We start from the raw sequence: 17,370 nt of genomic DNA, 5'->3' as shown, positions 1-17,370 counted from the left end.
TTTATAAGAAAGCAAATCCTTTGTTGCGCTGCGGGGTGTTCGGATGAAGAAGATCAAATATTGCAAACGGAATTTGAAGAACGGTCTCAAGCCAATATATAAAGCAATGAAGGATCGTTATCCGGATATTAAGCAGAAGAAGAGCGATTGCCTCGGCAATTGCAAGACGTGTAAACATGAATGCTTCGTTGTCATTAAGTCGGAGATGGTAAGCGCGCCGTCTGCGGAGCAGCTGTACAAAAGGCTGAAGAGAATGATCGGGTAACTTTAAATATGGATATATTAACTAGGAGCGGCATTTGCCGTTCCTTATTTTTATGGTAAAATTAAGGACAAACTATGAAAGCGGAGGTGCACGAGCAATGAATGACGGATTAGCGGGAGCATTAAACGAGCAGATGAATTTTGAATTTTATTCGGCGCATGTGTATCTTGCGATGGCAGCGTATTGTTCGGGAGAAAGTCTCGACGGATTTGCCAATTTCTTTATCGTACAAGCCGAGGAAGAACGTTTTCACGCGATGAAAATATATAAGTTCCTGAATGACCGGGGCCGCCGCGCGACGCTTGCGGCACTTGGAGAGCCGAACAACGACTATAAGTCGATCCTCGACGCATTCGAGCACGGCTACAAGCATGAACAGGAGAACACGAAGCGGTTCTACAACCTCTCCGATCTTGCCATGAACGACCGCGAGCATGCGACGATCAACTTCCTGAAATGGTTCATTGACGAGCAGGTGGAGGAAGAGGCTTTGTTCGACAACATTATTCACAAGCTGAAACGGATCGATAAAGACAGCAACGCTTTCTACATGCTGGACGCGGAGTTCGCGGGCCGATCATTCACGCCTCCGGCGCTTTAATTCGGACAAGCAGCCGCAAATAGAAGAGACCGTTCCGATGCTAAGCATACAGCTGCGGGAGCGGTCTCTTTTTCTAGCTCACTTGAGAAAGGCCGTAAACTGGCTTAAATCTATTGACGTGGAGCCCGTACCATTTGGCAGGAGAACCTCGAGCGAGCCTTTCGCAAGACCCTATCAAGGCAATGCTTCGGTTTATTTCAACGACCCGGACGGCAACAGCCTGGAATTGATGTGTTTTGTTGAGGTTCCTGAAGAACTGAAAGCGATTGAAGGTCATTTATCCCTTGATGAGTGGGAGACCGCAAAGCGCCGCATTACCGGTCAAAATAATCCGAAACCGGGGGCCGCTCCATAACGAGCCGGCCTTCCCATCCTTACGAAGCGCCATTCTTTTTCTTCGGCAGCACCTTCACGCCTTGCGCCATAGGGGAATGGCATAACGGACATTCGCGCGAAAGCAGCTGCGAATCCTCGTACGTCATAATCCGCTGCCATACTTGGCAGGTATCGCTGGCGCAGAGCCAGGCCAGCGCCGTTTCCTCGTCGCCGGAAGCCGCCGGATCCGTCATAAAGGCGGAACGGATGAAACGTGACAATTCCGCCGGTTTGCCGCGATACAGGGCGGGTGAACTCACGTACAGCTCATCCTGCGCTCTTGTAACGGCGACGTAAGCGAGGCGTCGTTCCTCTTCCAACGCATCCGCGAGCGTATCCTCCCCCGTCTGAATGGAAATGCGGTCATTATGCTTATCCGCGGCAAGCGCCGAGCTGTGGGGAAGGATCCCTTCCGAGGCGCCGATGACGAAGACGACCGGAAACTCGAGACCTTTTGATTTGTGTATGGACATCAGAGATATGGCGCTGCGGCTCTGCTCGTGCTTTTGCTGCTGCCGGTGAACGGCATGTTTCTCCGCTAAAGCGTCAATATATCCGATAAAAGCGTCAATCGTATCATACGTCCGGGCGGCTGCTTCAAACTCATCGAGCATTTCCTTCAGGCCTTCCTTATGCTCGGTCATTTCATGCCGCTTGCCCGTTTCGAGAAATTGATCATAGAACGCTTGGCGAAGCTGAATAACAGCGTCTGCGGGCTTGCAATCGGCAAGCGTCTTGATAAGCTTGATCCGCTCTTTTATTTTATCCTTCTGAAATTCCTTCAGCTGCGGGTACTCAAGCAGATGAATGAGCGGCCACTTCTTCGCCTGCTGCTTGTCCTGATTCCAGATAAAAGCCATGCCCTGCTCGCGGTTGATATACAGCGTAGGCAGCAGCGTTTCCATCGCATCGAAATTCCGACGATCCATGGCGAGTCTCAAATGCGCAAGAAGCGGCTTGATCGCCCATTGATCGTAGAACAGCTGGCCGTCGCCGAAATCAAGAAACGGAATCTGCTTCGTCAGCAGAAGCTCTACGAGAGCCCGGCTGCTGCTCGCCGTACGGTATAGAATGGCCATGTCGCCAAACTCCCGCTTTCCTTCCCTGCTCAAGGCTGTAATCGTATCGACGATCAGCTGCGCCTCTTCGTTCGTCGTTTTGAGACGGGCATAGGAGGGAATTGCGCCCTTTGATTTAACGGCGAGGAGCGTCTTCGGCTTCCGCTGCTTATTAAATTGAATGATGGCATTGCCAAGCCCGACAATCGTGCGGGTCGACCGGTAATTGATGTCGAGGACAATGGTGGCCGCGCCTGGATATTGATGCTCGAAATGGAGGATATAATCGTTATTGGCGCCGTTAAACGAATAGATCGTCTGATCGTCATCGCCGACAACCATCAGATTGCGATGCTGATCGGCCAGCATTTGCACGAGCATGTATTGGACTTGATTCGTATCTTGAAATTCGTCGATCATCAAGTACTGAAAGCGCCTTTGCAGCGTTGCGAGAAGCGTTGGATCCTCCCGCAAGAGACGATAGGTCTCGAGCAGCAGGTCGTCATAATCGAGCTTGTCCGTATCCTTCTTCCACTGCTCATAACGCGTGAACAGCAGCTTAAGCTCTCTTTCTTCCACCGTCGCTTCCGGAAGAGCGTCCAGTTCGACCATCCGAAGCTTCAGGGAGGAGAGCTGGGCAAGAACCGTCTCGGGCTCATACTCGTTCTGCAGCAGCAGCTCGCGCATAAGCCTTTTAAAAAAGATATGCTTTTGACCGGTTTCACCCAGAATAGCCTGACGGTAACCGCGGCCGCGAAGCAGCTGCAGGCAGAAGGAATGGAAGGTTCGGGCTTCTACGCCGTTTGCCGCCCTCGCTTCCACGACGGGCAGCGAGCGGATTCGGCTTCTCATCTCGTCGGCTGCCTTCTTGGAGAAGGTCATCAGTAAAATATGCTGGGGCTGCACATGGCGCACGGCGATCAAATACGCAGTCCGGCATACGAGCACGGAGGTCTTGCCCGAGCCTGCGCCGGCCAGCGTCAGCGCCGCCCCTGTATGGTGGCGGACAGCCGCGATTTGCGGCCGGTTAAGCAGGATGCCGTACTGCTCCAGGGTACGGAAGAATCCGGCGTCCGTCTCGTGCCCGGCGACAAGCTGGAGGCTCGTCTCGGCCTCGGCTTTGTCAGCGCAAGGCACTTCACGATTGCGAACACCGATCGGATAGGGATAATATTGCATGCTCATTGGAATCACCTACGCAAATAATATTTATTCATTATAGCAGATCGCTAATAGAAGGAGGATGGGTCATGATTCAGCCGGCAAGGAAAGAAGACACCCATGGCGTGCTGCCGCTGCTGCTTGAAGCGATCGGCTCGATCGTAGCGGAATCGCCCGCGCAATAAGCATCAATCTTGCGCAAGACGCGCCAACTGTGCGCTCGTTGCTGCGCATCTATCCGGCTTTCTTCTCTCCCTGTCAGGAATGCCCAATTACTGGAACGCGGCTGAAGGCATCTTTTTGTTGACAGTGTTATATGAGAAAGGTTATCATTCTTAAATGATATGATAATGATTATCATTTTAATTGGAGTAGAGGAAATGAGAGGGGTCATCCAAGAATGAACGCAGGAAAGAGAAAATCAATGGTTTTACTAATCGCGGCTATCGCGCTGCTCTTGTCCGCCTCGCTTGCCGGCTGTTCCAAACCGGCGGATACGCAAGCGCAAAAGAATAATACGGAAAGCCAAACGCCGGCAGAAAAGGTCGTAACCCTATCTTGGCCGCGTGATATCGGGCCGATGAACCCGCACGTGTACAATCCGTCGCAGCTCATTGCGCAATCGATGATCTTCGAGCCATTGGTCAATTACGGAGCCGGAGGCAAGCTGGAGCCTGCATTGGCCGAGTCTTGGACGATTTCCGAGGACGGCAGGGAATATACGTTTAAAATCCGGCAGGGCGTAAAGTTCTCCGACGGTTCTGCTTTTAACGCATCGATCGTTAAGAAGAACTTCGATGCCATTATGAAGAATGTCGACAATCATAGCTGGCTTGGTTTTATCTCTCTTCTGGAGAAGACCGAGGCAGTAGACGAATTTACATTTAAGCTTAAATTGAAAGAAGCCTACTATCCGACAATACAGGAACTGTCTGTCGTTCGTCCTGTCCGCTTCCTTGGGGAGGCCGGATTTCCTGATGACGGCGATACATCGAAAGGCGTGAAGGCCTCGATCGGTACAGGCCCATGGATGCTGAACGATTACAAAACGGACGAATATGCGGCATTTACCCGTAACCCGAACTATTGGGGCGAGCAGCCGAAGGTCGACAAAATCGTCATCAAGATCATTCCGGACGGCGATACGCGCGTACTGGCTTTCGAGAAAGGCGAGCTCGACCTGATTTATGGCGAAGGGATCATTAGCCTGGATGCATACAAGCAGCTCGAGGAGTCCGGTGAGTATGAGACCAAACTCTCCGAACCTGTTGCTGCGAGACAATTGGTATTGAATACGGCTAATGCGGCGTTAGCGGAATTGAACGTGCGTCTTGCGCTGCAGGCGGGCTTTAACAAACAGGCGATGGTCGACGGCGTAACGTCGGGATTCGAAGAAAAGGCCGATAACTTGTTGTCCACTAACCTGCCATATACGAATATTTCGGTTACACCCGTCCCTTACGACATAGAGAAAGCTAAGTCATACCTGGATGAAGCGGGTTGGAAGCTGCCTGAGGGCAAAACGGTTCGCGAGAAGGACGGCAAGCCGCTTGAGCTTGAATTGATCTATGAGAAAGCCGAGCAAATTCAAAAGCCGATGGCCGAAACGCTGCAGTCCGAGTGGGCCGCGATCGGCGTTAAGCTGAACATTACCGGTCTTGATCTGACCGAGCAAATTAAAAGGTTCCGCGCAAATGATTTTGACCTGAACTTTTTCAGCAACTACGGTTCGCCGTATGATCCGCACTCCTATATTCATATTACGGCTGAGAAGGGTTTCGGCATTGCGGAAGCGCTGGCTAATCTGCCGATGAAGGCGCAGCTCGATCAGCAAATTCATGATACGCTCGTCTCGACGGATGAGAAGAAGCGCGAAGAGCTGTACGCTTCCATTCTGACGACGCTTCAAGAGCAGGCAGCGATCGTTCCGATTTCTTATGTGAAGAAAATGGTCGTTGCAGACAAGAAACTGGGCGGCGTTGAATTTCCGGCAAACCGGGATGCTAATGCATTCTCCAGTCTGCAGATTATCGAGTAATCGTCAGGGAGGCTACACATGGGCGGCTTTATCGGGAAACGGCTGCTTGCCGTCATACCACTCTTTTTCTTTGCCACGCTGCTGGCGTTTATCTTAGTCCATCTCTCGCCGGTCGATCCGGCCGAAGCCTACCTTGTAGCGGCGCACATTCATCCGACCGACGAGATTCTCGCGCAGAAAAGACATGAATTCGGCTTGGACCAGCCGCTTCCCGTTCAATACGCCCAGTTCCTGATGAAGATGTGCCGACTTGAGTTCGGCACATCTTATCTTTCGAATGAGCCTGTCTGGGAGGAAGTAGCAAAGCGAATTCCTGCCACACTTAAGCTGGCGTTCGGCAGCATCGTATTAGCCGTACTCATAAGCGTTCCAATCGGTTTCTTTTCTGCCTTGTACAAGAACGGCATTGTCGACCATACGAGCAGGCTTATTGCTTTTATAGGGGCATCGATTCCTCAGTTCTGGCTGGGGTACTTGCTCATTTTCTTTTTCTCCGTCAAGCTGGATCTTCTTCCCGTCCAGGGAGCAGATACGTGGCTGCATCTACTGCTGCCTTCGTTAACATTGGCGATGGGATTGATCGCCATTTATTCCCGTCTGCTGCGAACGACTGTTTTGGAACAATTGGAGGAGCCTTATGTGTTGTATGCGAGAACAAGAGGACTGAAAGAACGTGTCATTCTGGGCAAGCAAGTCCTAAGACTTGCGATTTCGCCGATGTTGACCGGACTCGGGATGAATATGGGCAAATTGCTCGGCGGTACGATAATCGTAGAGGAAGTGTTTTCCTGGCCGGGTTTCGGCAGGTATTTCATTGAAGCGATCTTTAACCGGGACATACCGGTTATTCAATGCTATGTGCTTCTCTCGGCCTGCTTGTTCATCGTATGCAACTTGATCGTGGACCTTCTGCAGATGGCGCTTGATCCTCGTATATCCAGGGCAGGGGGGGCTGAGCGATGATTCGGGCAATACGGGCCAACTTCGGAAGTCCCCAAATCGCAATAGCCTGCGCAGTTGTTTTGTTGGCATTGTTTCTGCTGACGGTTCTTGCGCCCTGGATCGCGCCGCATGACCCCATACAGGTGAACCTGGCACACAAGCTGAGTCCGCCATCATGGGAGTATCCGCTGGGAACCGACCATTTGGGACGCTGCATGTTGTCTCGTCTGTTATACGGAGCACGCGTTTCGCTGGGCTTTGCCTCGCTCATTTTCATTTCATCGCTTGGGATCGGACTGCTTATCGGAACCTTGTCGGGGTACATTGGCGGGTGGATGGATTATGTTCTCATGCGGTTTTGCGAAGGCGTCATGGCTTTCCCGTCGCTCGTGCTCGTGCTCGGTCTGGTCGGCGTGTTCGGTCCGGGCCTTGCGCAGGTCGTGCTTGCGATGGTGCTTGTGCAGTGGGTTTATTATGCCCGGATGTTCCGGGGGATGGTGATCAGTTTGAAGGAGCGAAACTTCATTGCCGCAGCAAGAATCAGCGGGTCCTCGCAGTGGAATATCATTCGGAGGCATATCATTCCGAACGTGCTTCCCCCGATTGTGGTTATGGGGACGCTGGAGATAGGCTGGGCCATTATGGATATTGCCGCTCTTTCCTTTCTGGGTCTTGGCATTCAGCCTCCATCGCCTGAGTGGGGCTCTATGATACATGAAGGGAAAGCATATATTCGCAGTAATCCGGAACTTATGATGTATCCGGGGTTACTCATTTTGCTTATCGTTGTCATGTTTAATCTGCTTGGTGAAGCATTATCGGAACGACTTGGCGTCAAGAAGCGTTTTGGGAAGGACGGGGAGCTTAAATGGTACAGACGGAGCCGGTATTGGAAGTAAACGGACTGAAGGTGCAGGCGAATACGCCGGACGGCATCGTTTCTCTCGTCCGCGGTATAAATTTCGAAATGCATGCCGGCAAGGTGCTTGGTCTTGTTGGCGAGAGCGGCAGCGGAAAGACGGTGACGAGTCTGGCGCTGCTTCGGCTCCTTGATCGGAAGCGGATCCTCGTTGAGGGAAGTATACGACTAATGGGAACCGAATTGACCGGCCTGAAGCTAAGCACCATGCAATCCGTTCGCGGGAAGGACATCGGGCTTATTATGCAAAATCCAATGAATGCATTCTCGCCTGTCGCAACGATTGGCTCCCAATTCGTTGAGACGATTCGAACGCATGCCCGCATGACCAGGAATGAAGCTGCCGAGCTCGCTATCGCCGCGATGGAGGATGTACGGTTGCCGAACGCCGCTGAGTTGATGCGGCGATACCCGTTTCAACTCAGCGGGGGGATGCTGCAGCGTGTGATGATTGCCATTTGCATGTGCTTGAAACCTGCGGTTATCATCGCGGACGAACCAACGACAGCGCTGGATGCGGCGAATCAGCTGCAGGTACTGAGGCAGCTTGACCGGCTGCGCGAGAACAACGGCACAGCGGTTCTATTAATCTCTCATGATTTGAGTGTTATTGCGGAGCTGGCCGACGATGTGATCGTTATGCAGCGGGGGCAGATTGTCGAAAGGTCGGATGTGTATCAACTGTTCGATCATCCGCAGCACGCGTACACGAAGCAGCTTCTCCAGGCACGGCCAACCTTGAAGGCAAGAGAGCCTGAGTCGTTAAAGGAGTATGCGCGCGCATGAACCGGCAGAATACAGCAGCAGTTACAAACGGAGGCGAGGGATCGTCCCTTCTGAACGCTGTTTTCGGTCCGTCCGCCGGTACCCTGTTTCTTAATTTCGTTGCGGATGTATATTTGTATCGTGTTATATTCGCGAGCTGTATCGGGATCGGATTAACGGCATTGCTGCTTGCTCCGCTGGCATCAAGAAGACAGGAGAGGGTTGGATGAGTCTCTTACAAGTTGAAAATATCTCTCATACGTATCGCTCATCCAATCGGCTGTGGCGGTCAGGTAGCCTTACGACCGTGCTTTCACATGTGTCGTTTGAGATTGAACGCGGTCAATGCCTGGGATTGCTCGGATCGAGCGGAGCGGGCAAGAGTACGCTGGGCAAGGTCATTCTTGGCTTGGAGCAGCCGCGACAGGGGCGGATTATCTTTCAGGGCCATGACCTCTACTATGCAGATACGCGAGCAGCCAGACAGCTTCGCAGGGATTTGCAGGTCGTATTTCAAGATTGTTATTCCTCTGTCAATCCGCGAATGTCGGCTGAACAAATCATTGCGGAGCCGCTGAATAATTACGAGAAGCTCACCCGAGATGAAGGGAAGCGACGGGTTGGAGAGCTACTTGAGGCAGTCGGGTTAAAGGCAGACGATATGCGGAAGTACCCCCATGCTTTCAGCGGCGGTCAGCTCCAGCGTATAAACATCGCGCGAGCGATCGCCTTGAAACCGAAGCTGATCGTATTGGACGAAGCCGTCAGCAGTCTGGATATGGTGAATCAAACCCGGATCCTGAGTCTGCTTAGTGAATTGAAAGCGACGTTTGGCCTTTCGTATCTTTTTATTACGCATGATATAAAGGCCGCCCATGTTATTTCGGATTCGCTGGCCGTAATGGACAAAGGACAGATTGTGGAGCATTGCCGCGATAAATCCGGGCTTGCAGACTCCGCGCATCCCGCAGTGCGCGAGTTGTTCGCTTCAGTTCTTCCGGAGCATCCTCGGGATCGCGGGTTGGGCAGAGAGAGCGCTATCAAGCAGTAAAGATGGAATGATTAGAGAAAAATGGAGGAACGTATATGACATGGATTGGCGTTTTATTGACTGCCTTGGTCGCGGTTGAGCACGTCTACATTTTGGTGCTGGAGATGTTTATGTGGAATACGCCAAGGGCGAGGAAAACTTTCGGCACGACCGAGACATTTGCGGAAAACACAAAATCGCTGGCTGCCAACCAAGGACTTTATAACGGTTTTCTGGCGGCAGGTCTAATCTGGGGACTGATTCATCCTAACGTTTCGTTCGGATATCAGATTCAATTGTTTTTTCTCGGCTGTGTAATCGTGGCAGCTGTCTACGGAGGCTTGTCGGCGAAAAGATCGATTTTGTTTACGCAAGGGCTTCCGGCTTTATTAGCCATTTTGGCTGTTCTATTCCTTTAGTAACGGGTAACCGGTTCTACTCTTTATCGATGGCTATGGTGCTTAAATTACGAATAAATACATTTTTACCCCGCCAATAATCTCAAATCCCGTTCGGCTGCTCTCCCTCATACATTTTGATGGAATAAAAAGGAATTGTGCGGTAAGATGAACATGTTGCAAGCGTTTAAGCTGTTAATCTTCATCGAGCCCAGGGGAGCGTGTTGTCCTTGTCCACTGCCAGCTTTAAATCGAAATTAGCGTACAGCTCGGGAAATTTATCCGTCAATTTAATCGCCCAGGCCTTTGCTTCCTATATCGTGTTTTATTATGTGGACGTGCTCGGCGTCAGGCCGGGCTTAATCAGCGCCGCTATGGTCATTCACGGCATCGTGAATGCCGTGCTTAATCCGTTCTTCGGGCATTTGTCCGACCGGACGAAATCGCGCTGGGGCAGGCGGATCCCGTATATGCTCTTCGGCATGGTGCCGCTCGCGGCCTTGTTTACGGCGATTTGGTTTCCCGTCGGGACCGGCGCAGCTTTGTTCTGGTATTTCCTGACGATTGTGCTCCTGTATGACGTGCTGTTTGTCATGGTTGTGCTGAATTACTCGGCGTTGTTCCCGGAAATGTTCACGACGATCCAGGAGAGGGCTTCCGTATCGTCCTGGCGCCAAATGTTCGGCATCGTCGGCATGATTATCGGCGTGGCGCTGCCGCCGCTCGTGTACGGCAATTTGGGCTGGGGGCCGATGGGCGCGATATTCGCCGGGATCGCGCTTCTTTTCTTTATCCTAATGGTCATGTCCAGCAAAGAGAAAATAGTCGTTCAACGCGAGGATATAAGCTTTCTGCAATCGTTAAAATTTACTTTTTCAAATAAAGCGTTCGTATTATTCGTGCTGGGGAGCTTTTTTGTGCAATTTACATTCGCCGTGCTGCCCGCTGCTATTCCTTTTTTCACAAAATACGTGCTTCGGGCCCCGGAGGACAGCAACTCGATTCTGCTGGGCGCGATCTTCATCGCCGCAATTCCTTGCGTGTATGTATGGGGGAGGCTTGTTCAAAAATGGGGGCCAAGGCATACGGTTATGGTTGCGGTAAGCCTCTATGCGCTGGCAATGCTGCCCTTCTTAGCGGTGACCAAGGTCGCCATAGCGGCCTTGGCAGCGGCAGGAATTGGAATCGGCCTGGCAGGCCTGCTTGTTCTGCTCGACGTGCTGCTCTCTGAAATCATTGATGAGGATGAGCGCAGGACGGGCGTGCGAAGGGAAGGCATGTATTTCGGGATGAACGGTTTTATCGTCAGGTGGGGCGTATCTCTGCAAGCCGTGGTGCTTGGCGTTATTCTGGAAGCGAGCGGCTATGTGAAGGATGCGCTCCAGAACGAGACGGCCGTTTGGGGGATCCGCTCCATGCTGAGCGTTATTCCGTTTCTGGCGCTTATCCTCGCGCTAATCTTTTTCTATTTCTACCCAATCCGTCAATCCGGTCAATCCCGTACCGGAGAAGCCTCCTAAGATCCTGATCCGACTGGCTCGCCATTTATGTAATAGCTGTCTTCGCGGTAGGCGCTGAAGACGATTTCGATTTCGCCAATACCCAGCTCTCGCAGGGACCGTGTCACGGCTTCGGCGAAACGGTTACGCACCAGCCGTCCCCGCTCGAACCAGCCGACCTCGATGAAGACGAAGGAAGTCTCTCCCTCCCCGAAGCCGAACACGTTGTCCGAATGCAGGCATGACATCGTGAAATTGTCGGTTCCGCAGCCGCAGACAGCGGCCAGCTCCTCCGCCAGAGACGCGCTCGCGCCCTTCAACCGTTCAGCTGGAATGCCTCGAAACAATAAATGGGGCATAGCTAATTCCTCCTCATGTGCTAAAATAAGTACGTTTAGTATAGCATACAGGCAAGAGCGACCGAAGGGTGAGACATACAATGGGGAGACTACATCAATTCAACACGCTTCGCAATCAAATATTTATCGGATTTTTCCTTGTTATGACGATTATTCTATTCGTAGCGGGAATCGTGACCTATGACAAAGTGGCGAAGCTGCTTGAAAATAGCGCGGAGACGCGAATTCAGCAGACCGCGGTGCAGGCGAACGGCCGGCTGGATGCGCTGCTGCAGCAGATGGACATGCTGACCGCGCAGGTTGCGACAAACAGCTATTTGCAGAAGCTGCTGGTCGCGGAGCTTGACGGCAAGAAGGCGAATTTCGACCAGCGGCAATCTCTTCAGCAGGTCGCCGAAAGCTATCAGGCCTACGTAACCGGCATACAGTCGCTGGAGCTCTATACGACGGACAACCGCAGATTATTCCCGCTGGATGAGAACCGGCTGGAGAACAGAGTGGCCCGGAATTGGATTGACAGCGCTGACATGGCGAAGGGAGGGCTCGTATGGATCGGCCCGGATCCGAACGACCGCGGCTCGGTGCTGGCCATCCGCCGCGTTTCTCTCATGGAGCGCTGGTATTCGCACGGCGGATATATCGTCGCCCGGATACAGCGGTCTTATTTCGATTTCAATGAGCCGGGAGCGAACCAGTCGGGAAACATTTTGCTGACGGACCGGGCAGGCCATCCGATTGTGTCCGACTTCGGCGATGCGGCTGCCGCGTCCGAGCTGCTCGGCCAGGAAGGCAGGGCCGTCGATTCAAGCGGCGAAGAGTACCTGGTCGTCAAACAGCATTCGGAGTCATCCGGCTGGACATTGAGCATTTTTACGCCGGTAAGCGAAATAACGGATGGCATCTCCGTGCTGCGTACCGCGATTCTTGCTTCGGGACTGATCGGGGCGCTCCTCTTCCTCATCATGTCCTTCACCTTATCGACGATGATCACGAGGCCGATCTTCAAACTGATCAAGGCGATGCGCGGCGCCCGTCTAGGCGTCCTGAGACCGAATCCGATGGTTTCTTCCACAATGGAAATCAACGAGCTGAACAATACGTATAACCAAATGGTCGATCATATGAACGAATTGATCAAGGTCGTATACGAGAAGGAAATGCTTCAGAGCAGAACGGAGCTGAAAGCGCTGCAGGCGCAAATAAATCCCCATTTCCTATTTAACACCCTTGAGGCGTTCTACTGGTCTCTTGACGAGAAGGGAGAGGACGAGCTGGCCGGGCTCGTCGTCGCGATGTCGGGGTTATTCCGGTATATTATCAGCAATCCGAACCGGGACGAGTGGGTTACCGTCGGCGAGGAGCTGGAGCATGTCGAACGATACCTGCAAATTATGAAGATGCGTCTGGGCGACAGGCTGACCTGGAACATTGTAACGACGCAAGAGCATAACGTCGTGAAGCTTCCGAAGCTTCTTGTACAACCGTTGGTGGAGAATGCGATTCTTCACGGGGTGGAGAACAAGATTGGCGAAGGCGCCGTATCCGTGAGCATCCAGCCGTCCGAGCAGCCGGGGTATATTCGCATCGCGATTAAGGATGACGGACCGGGCATGGATGAGGAGACGCTGCAAGAGCTGCGACGCGCGATGGAGGGCGGTCCGACGATTTCGTCCAAAGGGACGGGAATCGGGATCGTGAACGTCCAGCGCAGGTTGAAGCTATATTTTGACGCGGAAGCGGACAAGGCCTCGGGGCTGCGTATCGACAGCAGATCCGGATCGGGGACTACGGTCAGCTTTGAAATACCGAGCGAATCTGAAGGAGCCGTATAATGCAGAACAAGACGATACTTATCGTGGACGACGAACCGAGAACCCGGCAGGGAATCAAGAAAACGCTTGAGGCGTGGGCGGCCGGACAATATACGATCGAAACGGCTTCCAGCGCGGTCGAAGTGCTGGCCATTCTGGATCGGCGCTTAGTCCAACTGCTCATCACCGATATCCGGATGCCCGAGCTGGGCGGCCTTGCTATGATTGAAGCGCTGCAGAGCAAGCCGCATAAGCCGGTTGTCATCGTCATCTCGGGCCATCCCGAATTCGATTATGCCCAGAAGGCGCTCCAGCTTGGCGTTGTGGACTACCTGTTGAAGCCCATCGACAAAGCGAAGCTTGTCCGGACGGTCGAACAGGCGCTGCAGGTGGACGAGAAGCGGAACCGGATCGAGAAGATGGAGAAGCTTGTAGACACCAAGCTGCTGGAGACGGGCGATGAAGAATCGCGTTACAGCCCACCGGTCCGAGAGGCGATTGCCTATATCGATACCCATCTCGGCGAGGCCATCGGCATGCGGCAGCTGGCGGATATGCTTCATCTCAATCCGAGTTACTTCAGCGTGCTGTTCAAGGAGCAGACGCAGTTGACGTTCAGCGATTATTTGACGCGCCGGCGGATGCAGCGCGCGAAGCAGCTGCTTGCGCAGACGCGGCTGTCCATTGGGGAAATCGCGGAGCAGGTCGGATATCAGACGGATAAATATTTCATTAAAGTATTTAAATCGATGGAAAATACGAGTCCAAGCAAATACCGCAGCAGTCTGATAGACGGCTCGGATATAATCTAATAAAAGTGGAATAATACCTAATCAGCGGTAGCTTATAGTCAGACTTCCGCGGTGTTAGAATCAATGTAAAGCGGTTACATTGTTTCTGGTCGCCGCGGAAATTTTTTTATTTAGGGGGATTACGGCATGACAAAAAAAACGGTTACATCAATGCTGCTTCTTATGCTAGCGCTTACAGTCGTATTAGCGGGTTGCGGCGGTAAATCGAACGACGGCGGTCAAGCGGCGGGAGGCAATGAAAACGCGGCGGACTCCGGCTCGAAGGTTACGATTAATTTCATGCACTTATGGCCGGCCGGCAGCTCGGCGCAGCAGAACAAGCTGGTCAACGATATTATTGCCGAGTACCAGAATGAACATCCGAACGTTACGGTTAAGCAGGAAATATTGGAAAACGAGCAGTACAAAAATAAACTGAAGGTCATATCCGCTTCAAACCAATTGCCGGATGTAGGCGTAACGTGGGCGGCCGGCTTCCTGGAGCCTTATGCCAAAGGAAATCTGTTCGCGCCGCTTGATGATTTGCTGAGCGGTGACCTGAACGGTCAATTCGTATCGGGAACGACGGAAGCTTACGCGATTGACAAAAAAACGTATGCGCTCCCAATCGAGCTGAACATTTCGCCAATCTACTATAACAAAGCGATTTTCGAGAAATATAACCTGGAAGTTCCGCAAACGTACGATCAATTTCTGCAGGTTGTGCAAACGCTGACAGAAAACGGAGTAGCTCCGATCGCGCTCGGCAACAAGGACCGCTGGACAGGCTCGCTCTGGTACATGTATATGGCTGACCGCCTGGGCGGCGCCGATACGTTGAAGAACGCAATCAACCGTACGGGAACGTTCGAGGATCCCAGCCTCATTCAAGGCGCGGCGGAAATTCAAAAGCTCGTGGACATGAACGCGTTTAACAAAGGTTTCAACGGTTTGTCCAATGACGAAGGCAAATCCGAATTCATGAACGAGCAAGCGGCGATGTACATGATGGGAACATGGGAGCTTCCGAACTTTACGACAAACCCGGATATCCCGCAGGAATTCAAGGATAAAGTAGGCTTCTTCAAATTCCCGTCCGTCGAGGGCGGCAAAGGCGACATTAACAGCTGGGTAGGTGGACCGGGCGTAGGCTTGTTCGTAGCCGAGAACTCGAAGGTGAAGGATGAAGCGAAAGCGTTCGTGAACTATTTTGTGCAAAAGTGGGGCGAGAAATCGGTTGTCGACGCGGGCGTTATCCCGGCAACGAAGGTGGACACAGCGAAGGTTGAACTGCCGCAGTTGTACATCGATCTGCTCAATGAGCTGAACAATGCAAGCAACCTGACGCTGTTTGCAGACGTGCAGCTAAAGCCGGATGCGGCCCAGACGCATTTGAACATGATTCAAGCGTTGTTCGGCAAAGCGGTCACGCCGGAAGAATTCGCGAAGAAGCATGAGGAAGCGATTGCGGAGGGGAACTAAGCGACCCTCGTCTCCCTGACGGAGCAAGGGACATGTCCGCAAGTTAAGGATATGTCCCTTCCCTTTTGTGCCAGCTTAGAGAGGAGAACGATTATGGATAAAGTAATGTCGAATAAATACGTCATTGCCCTTTATGTCCTGCCTGCGCTGCTTCTTATATTGGCAATCATCTATGTGCCGATTGTGCTGACCGGGTACTATGGCTTGACGGAATGGAACGGTATCGGAGCGATGAAGTTCACCGGTTTCGATAATTACGCAAGAGTGCTTCAAGATAACGCCTTCTGGCAAAGCGCAGGCCATTCGCTGCTGCTTGCCGTATTCTCGGCGGTCAGCCTGTTCGGTTATTTGCTGGTGGCGCTTGTATTGTCGGGCAAGGTGAAAGGAGCAAATACATTCCGTAAAATTTATTTGATTCCGATGCTGCTTTCATCCGTCGCGATCGCCCAGCTGTGGCTGAAGGTGTATCACCCGACGAACGGCGTGCTGAACAGCTTTCTCGAATCGCTCGGCTTTAGCAATCCGCCGGCCTGGCTGGCTGAAACATCGCTGGTGCTTGGCGCGCTGTTCATCCCGATTTTGTGGCAGTATGCCGGATTCTATATCCTGATTTACTACGCGGCGCTCAAGAACATCCCGGCATCGCTTGAGGAAGCGGCGAAGATCGACGGCGCGAACGCCTGGCAGATCGCCTTCCGCATCAAGCTGCCGCTTATTATGGAAGTGATCAAGGTTACGATCGTACTCGCGGTCGTAGGCTCGTTGAAATATTTTGATCTGATTTACGTGATGACGGACGGAGGGCCTAACGGCGCGAGCGAGGTTATGGCGTCGTATATGTACCACCAGGCGTTCCGCGGCTTCGACTTCGGCTTCGGCAGCGCGGTCGGCTTCGTACTGCTGTTGATTTGCTTGATTATTACATGGATTATCCGTAAACTGACGGAATCTAAAGATACGATTCAATATTCGTAAGGGGGAACGGACATGAAAATAGTAAGCGCAGGTCGTCTCCCGGCGGAGCAGTCCTATGAAGGGAAAAGCGGATTAGGGAAAATCGGCGTCGGCTTGCTGTACGTGGTGCTGGTTGCCGTTGCTTGCCTGCAGGTGCTGCCGCTCGTATGGCTGTTCATATTTTCCTTGAAAAACAATCAGGAGGTCTTTAATTTACCGCCATTCGCGCTGCCGCCGAGTCCGCATTGGGAAAATTACGCCAAGGTATGGACGGAAGGCAACATCAGCCTCTACTTCTTTAACAGCGTATGGGTCACGGTCATTTCCGTCGTCTTTACGGTGCTGCTTGCCAGCTTCGTGACCTTCGCGATCACAAGGATGAAGTGGAAGGGCAGCAAACTTGTGCTTGGCTTATTTATGATTGGCTTGATGATTCCCATTCATTCTACGCTTATCCCGTTATTCAGCATGTTTCTGAAACTGAATTTGACCGACCATCCGTTATCGATCATCCTGTCGTATATCGCCTTTAATCTGCCGATTACGATTATGATATTGTTAGGCTTCTATTACGCGCTTCCGCGTGAGGTGGAGGAGGCATCCGTCATTGACGGCTGCTCCGTGAACCGTATGTTTTTTCAAATCGTGCTGCCGATGACCTCGTCCGTCGTCGCCACGACGGCCATCATTAATATGATCTATAACTGGAACGAGTTCGTATTCGTCAATACGTTCATCAGCTCCGACAAGTTCAAGACGCTGACCGTCGGCGTCCAAAATTTTATCGGTCAATATACGACGGATTGGGGCGCGATCGGCGCGACGTTAATGATCAGCATACTGCCGATACTGATTTCCTTCTTTATTATGAGCAACCGGATCGTTGAAGGCATTGCGGCAGGATCGGTTAAGGGCTAGACGC

18 protein-coding genes are annotated in these 17,370 nt (G+C 52.3%); 16 read left to right on the top strand and 2 right to left on the bottom strand.

Annotation, left to right across the window (positions count from 1 at the left end; translation table 11 throughout):
• Window positions 1–43: 43 nt before the first annotated feature.
• From H581_RS0123345 to H581_RS35145, 3 genes are all read left to right on the top strand, one after another.
• Entirely contained in the window at window positions 44–265 is a 222-nt protein-coding gene (locus H581_RS0123345; RefSeq protein ID WP_028612121.1) for a DUF1450 domain-containing protein, read from the top strand.
• Window positions 266–362: 97 nt separating this feature from the next.
• A complete protein-coding gene (locus H581_RS0123340; protein ID WP_028612120.1) occupies window positions 363–866 on the top strand; it encodes a ferritin in 504 nt (167 codons plus the stop codon).
• A 37-nt stretch (window positions 867–903) separates the two neighbouring features.
• On the top strand, window positions 904–1,221 hold the full coding sequence (locus H581_RS35145) for a hypothetical protein (protein WP_211231493.1): 318 nt from the start codon (window positions 904–906) through the stop codon (window positions 1,219–1,221).
• Between the two features lie 19 nt (window positions 1,222–1,240).
• On the opposite strand, the gene H581_RS0123330 is transcribed toward H581_RS35145, so the two are convergent.
• Entirely contained in the window at window positions 1,241–3,484 is a 2,244-nt protein-coding gene (locus H581_RS0123330; protein ID WP_028612119.1) for a UvrD-helicase domain-containing protein, read from the bottom strand.
• Between the two features lie 376 nt (window positions 3,485–3,860).
• Between H581_RS0123330 and nikA the strand changes: the two genes are divergently transcribed.
• The 8 genes from nikA to H581_RS0123285 all read left to right on the top strand — a co-directional run bounded on the left by nikA (window position 3,861) and on the right by H581_RS0123285 (window position 11,072).
• The gene (gene nikA, locus H581_RS0123320; protein ID WP_028612118.1) at window positions 3,861–5,498 is read left to right on the top strand and encodes a nickel ABC transporter substrate-binding protein; all 1,638 of its coding nucleotides are present in this window, start codon (window positions 3,861–3,863) and stop codon (window positions 5,496–5,498) included.
• Window positions 5,499–5,516: 18 nt separating this feature from the next.
• Entirely contained in the window at window positions 5,517–6,461 is a 945-nt protein-coding gene (nikB, locus tag H581_RS0123315) for a nickel ABC transporter permease subunit NikB (protein ID WP_028612117.1), read from the top strand.
• Window positions 6,458–7,339 carry a nickel ABC transporter permease subunit NikC gene (nikC, locus tag H581_RS35140; RefSeq protein WP_051251257.1) on the top strand — a complete coding sequence of 294 codons (882 nt, stop codon included), beginning with the start codon at window positions 6,458–6,460 and terminating at the stop codon, window positions 7,337–7,339. The genes nikB and nikC overlap by 4 nt, the downstream gene beginning before the upstream one ends.
• Window positions 7,309–8,145, top strand: a complete 837-nt coding sequence (locus H581_RS0123305) for an ABC transporter ATP-binding protein (RefSeq protein WP_028612116.1) — start codon at window positions 7,309–7,311, stop codon at window positions 8,143–8,145. Before nikC ends, H581_RS0123305 begins: the two co-directional genes overlap by 31 nt.
• Window positions 8,142–8,354: a hypothetical protein gene (locus tag H581_RS0123300; RefSeq protein ID WP_028612115.1), complete on the top strand. Its 213-nt coding sequence runs from the start codon at window positions 8,142–8,144 to the stop codon at window positions 8,352–8,354. The genes H581_RS0123305 and H581_RS0123300 overlap by 4 nt, the downstream gene beginning before the upstream one ends.
• Entirely contained in the window at window positions 8,351–9,175 is an 825-nt protein-coding gene (nikE, locus tag H581_RS0123295) for a nickel import ATP-binding protein NikE (protein WP_028612114.1), read from the top strand. Before H581_RS0123300 ends, nikE begins: the two co-directional genes overlap by 4 nt.
• 35 nt (window positions 9,176–9,210) lie before the next feature.
• Window positions 9,211–9,573, top strand: coding sequence for a DUF1304 domain-containing protein (locus tag H581_RS0123290; RefSeq protein ID WP_028612113.1), 363 nt, complete (start codon window positions 9,211–9,213; stop codon window positions 9,571–9,573).
• 200 nt (window positions 9,574–9,773) lie between these two features.
• Complete coding sequence (locus H581_RS0123285; protein ID WP_028612112.1) at window positions 9,774–11,072, top strand: MFS transporter; 1,299 nt, start codon at window positions 9,774–9,776, stop codon at window positions 11,070–11,072.
• Here H581_RS0123285 and H581_RS0123280 read toward each other — a convergent pair.
• The gene (locus H581_RS0123280; protein ID WP_028612111.1) at window positions 11,069–11,410 is read right to left on the bottom strand and encodes a DUF1904 family protein; all 342 of its coding nucleotides are present in this window, start codon (window positions 11,408–11,410) and stop codon (window positions 11,069–11,071) included. The genes H581_RS0123285 and H581_RS0123280 overlap by 4 nt on opposite strands.
• An 80-nt stretch (window positions 11,411–11,490) precedes the next feature.
• On the opposite strand from H581_RS0123280, the gene H581_RS0123275 reads away from it, so the two are divergent.
• The 5 genes from H581_RS0123275 to H581_RS0123255 all read left to right on the top strand — a co-directional run bounded on the left by H581_RS0123275 (window position 11,491) and on the right by H581_RS0123255 (window position 17,366).
• Window positions 11,491–13,242, top strand: coding sequence for a sensor histidine kinase (locus H581_RS0123275; protein WP_028612110.1), 1,752 nt, complete (start codon window positions 11,491–11,493; stop codon window positions 13,240–13,242).
• Window positions 13,242–14,033 carry a response regulator transcription factor gene (locus tag H581_RS0123270; RefSeq protein WP_036719624.1) on the top strand — a complete coding sequence of 264 codons (792 nt, stop codon included), beginning with the start codon at window positions 13,242–13,244 and terminating at the stop codon, window positions 14,031–14,033. The genes H581_RS0123275 and H581_RS0123270 overlap by 1 nt, the downstream gene beginning before the upstream one ends.
• 126 nt (window positions 14,034–14,159) lie before the next feature.
• The gene (locus H581_RS0123265) at window positions 14,160–15,494 is read left to right on the top strand and encodes an extracellular solute-binding protein (RefSeq protein ID WP_028612108.1); all 1,335 of its coding nucleotides are present in this window, start codon (window positions 14,160–14,162) and stop codon (window positions 15,492–15,494) included.
• A gap of 93 nt (window positions 15,495–15,587) precedes the next feature.
• Window positions 15,588–16,469, top strand: a complete 882-nt coding sequence (locus H581_RS0123260) for a carbohydrate ABC transporter permease (RefSeq protein WP_028612107.1) — start codon at window positions 15,588–15,590, stop codon at window positions 16,467–16,469.
• Between the two features lie 12 nt (window positions 16,470–16,481).
• The gene (locus H581_RS0123255) at window positions 16,482–17,366 is read left to right on the top strand and encodes a carbohydrate ABC transporter permease (RefSeq protein WP_028612106.1); all 885 of its coding nucleotides are present in this window, start codon (window positions 16,482–16,484) and stop codon (window positions 17,364–17,366) included.
• Window positions 17,367–17,370 lie beyond the last annotated feature (4 nt).

It is taken from the genome of Paenibacillus harenae DSM 16969 (genome assembly GCF_000422465.1).
GTDB classification, from domain to species: Bacteria; Bacillota; Bacilli; order Paenibacillales; family Paenibacillaceae; genus Pristimantibacillus; species Pristimantibacillus harenae.
This window is presented reverse-complemented; position numbering and strand designations above follow the sequence as displayed.

What these genes read in the sequence shown, in the direction of transcription:
- H581_RS0123345 (WP_028612121.1), top strand. Translation starts at nt 44, where the DNA reads ATGAAGAAGATCAAATATTGCAAACGGAATTTGAAGAACGGTCTCAAG.
- H581_RS0123340 (WP_028612120.1), top strand. Translation starts at nt 363, where the DNA reads ATGAATGACGGATTAGCGGGAGCATTAAACGAGCAGATGAATTTTGAA.
- H581_RS35145 (WP_211231493.1), top strand. Translation starts at nt 904, where the DNA reads ATGCTAAGCATACAGCTGCGGGAGCGGTCTCTTTTTCTAGCTCACTTG.
- H581_RS0123330 (WP_028612119.1), bottom strand. Translation starts at nt 3,484, where the DNA reads ATGAGCATGCAATATTATCCCTATCCGATCGGTGTTCGCAATCGTGAA.
- nikA (WP_028612118.1), top strand. Translation starts at nt 3,861, where the DNA reads ATGAACGCAGGAAAGAGAAAATCAATGGTTTTACTAATCGCGGCTATC.
- nikB (WP_028612117.1), top strand. Translation starts at nt 5,517, where the DNA reads ATGGGCGGCTTTATCGGGAAACGGCTGCTTGCCGTCATACCACTCTTT.
- nikC (WP_051251257.1), top strand. Translation starts at nt 6,458, where the DNA reads ATGATTCGGGCAATACGGGCCAACTTCGGAAGTCCCCAAATCGCAATA.
- H581_RS0123305 (WP_028612116.1), top strand. Translation starts at nt 7,309, where the DNA reads ATGGTACAGACGGAGCCGGTATTGGAAGTAAACGGACTGAAGGTGCAG.
- H581_RS0123300 (WP_028612115.1), top strand. Translation starts at nt 8,142, where the DNA reads ATGAACCGGCAGAATACAGCAGCAGTTACAAACGGAGGCGAGGGATCG.
- nikE (WP_028612114.1), top strand. Translation starts at nt 8,351, where the DNA reads ATGAGTCTCTTACAAGTTGAAAATATCTCTCATACGTATCGCTCATCC.
- H581_RS0123290 (WP_028612113.1), top strand. Translation starts at nt 9,211, where the DNA reads ATGACATGGATTGGCGTTTTATTGACTGCCTTGGTCGCGGTTGAGCAC.
- H581_RS0123280 (WP_028612111.1), bottom strand. Translation starts at nt 11,410, where the DNA reads ATGCCCCATTTATTGTTTCGAGGCATTCCAGCTGAACGGTTGAAGGGC.
- H581_RS0123275 (WP_028612110.1), top strand. Translation starts at nt 11,491, where the DNA reads ATGGGGAGACTACATCAATTCAACACGCTTCGCAATCAAATATTTATC.
- H581_RS0123270 (WP_036719624.1), top strand. Translation starts at nt 13,242, where the DNA reads ATGCAGAACAAGACGATACTTATCGTGGACGACGAACCGAGAACCCGG.
- H581_RS0123265 (WP_028612108.1), top strand. Translation starts at nt 14,160, where the DNA reads ATGACAAAAAAAACGGTTACATCAATGCTGCTTCTTATGCTAGCGCTT.
- H581_RS0123260 (WP_028612107.1), top strand. Translation starts at nt 15,588, where the DNA reads ATGGATAAAGTAATGTCGAATAAATACGTCATTGCCCTTTATGTCCTG.
- H581_RS0123255 (WP_028612106.1), top strand. Translation starts at nt 16,482, where the DNA reads ATGAAAATAGTAAGCGCAGGTCGTCTCCCGGCGGAGCAGTCCTATGAA.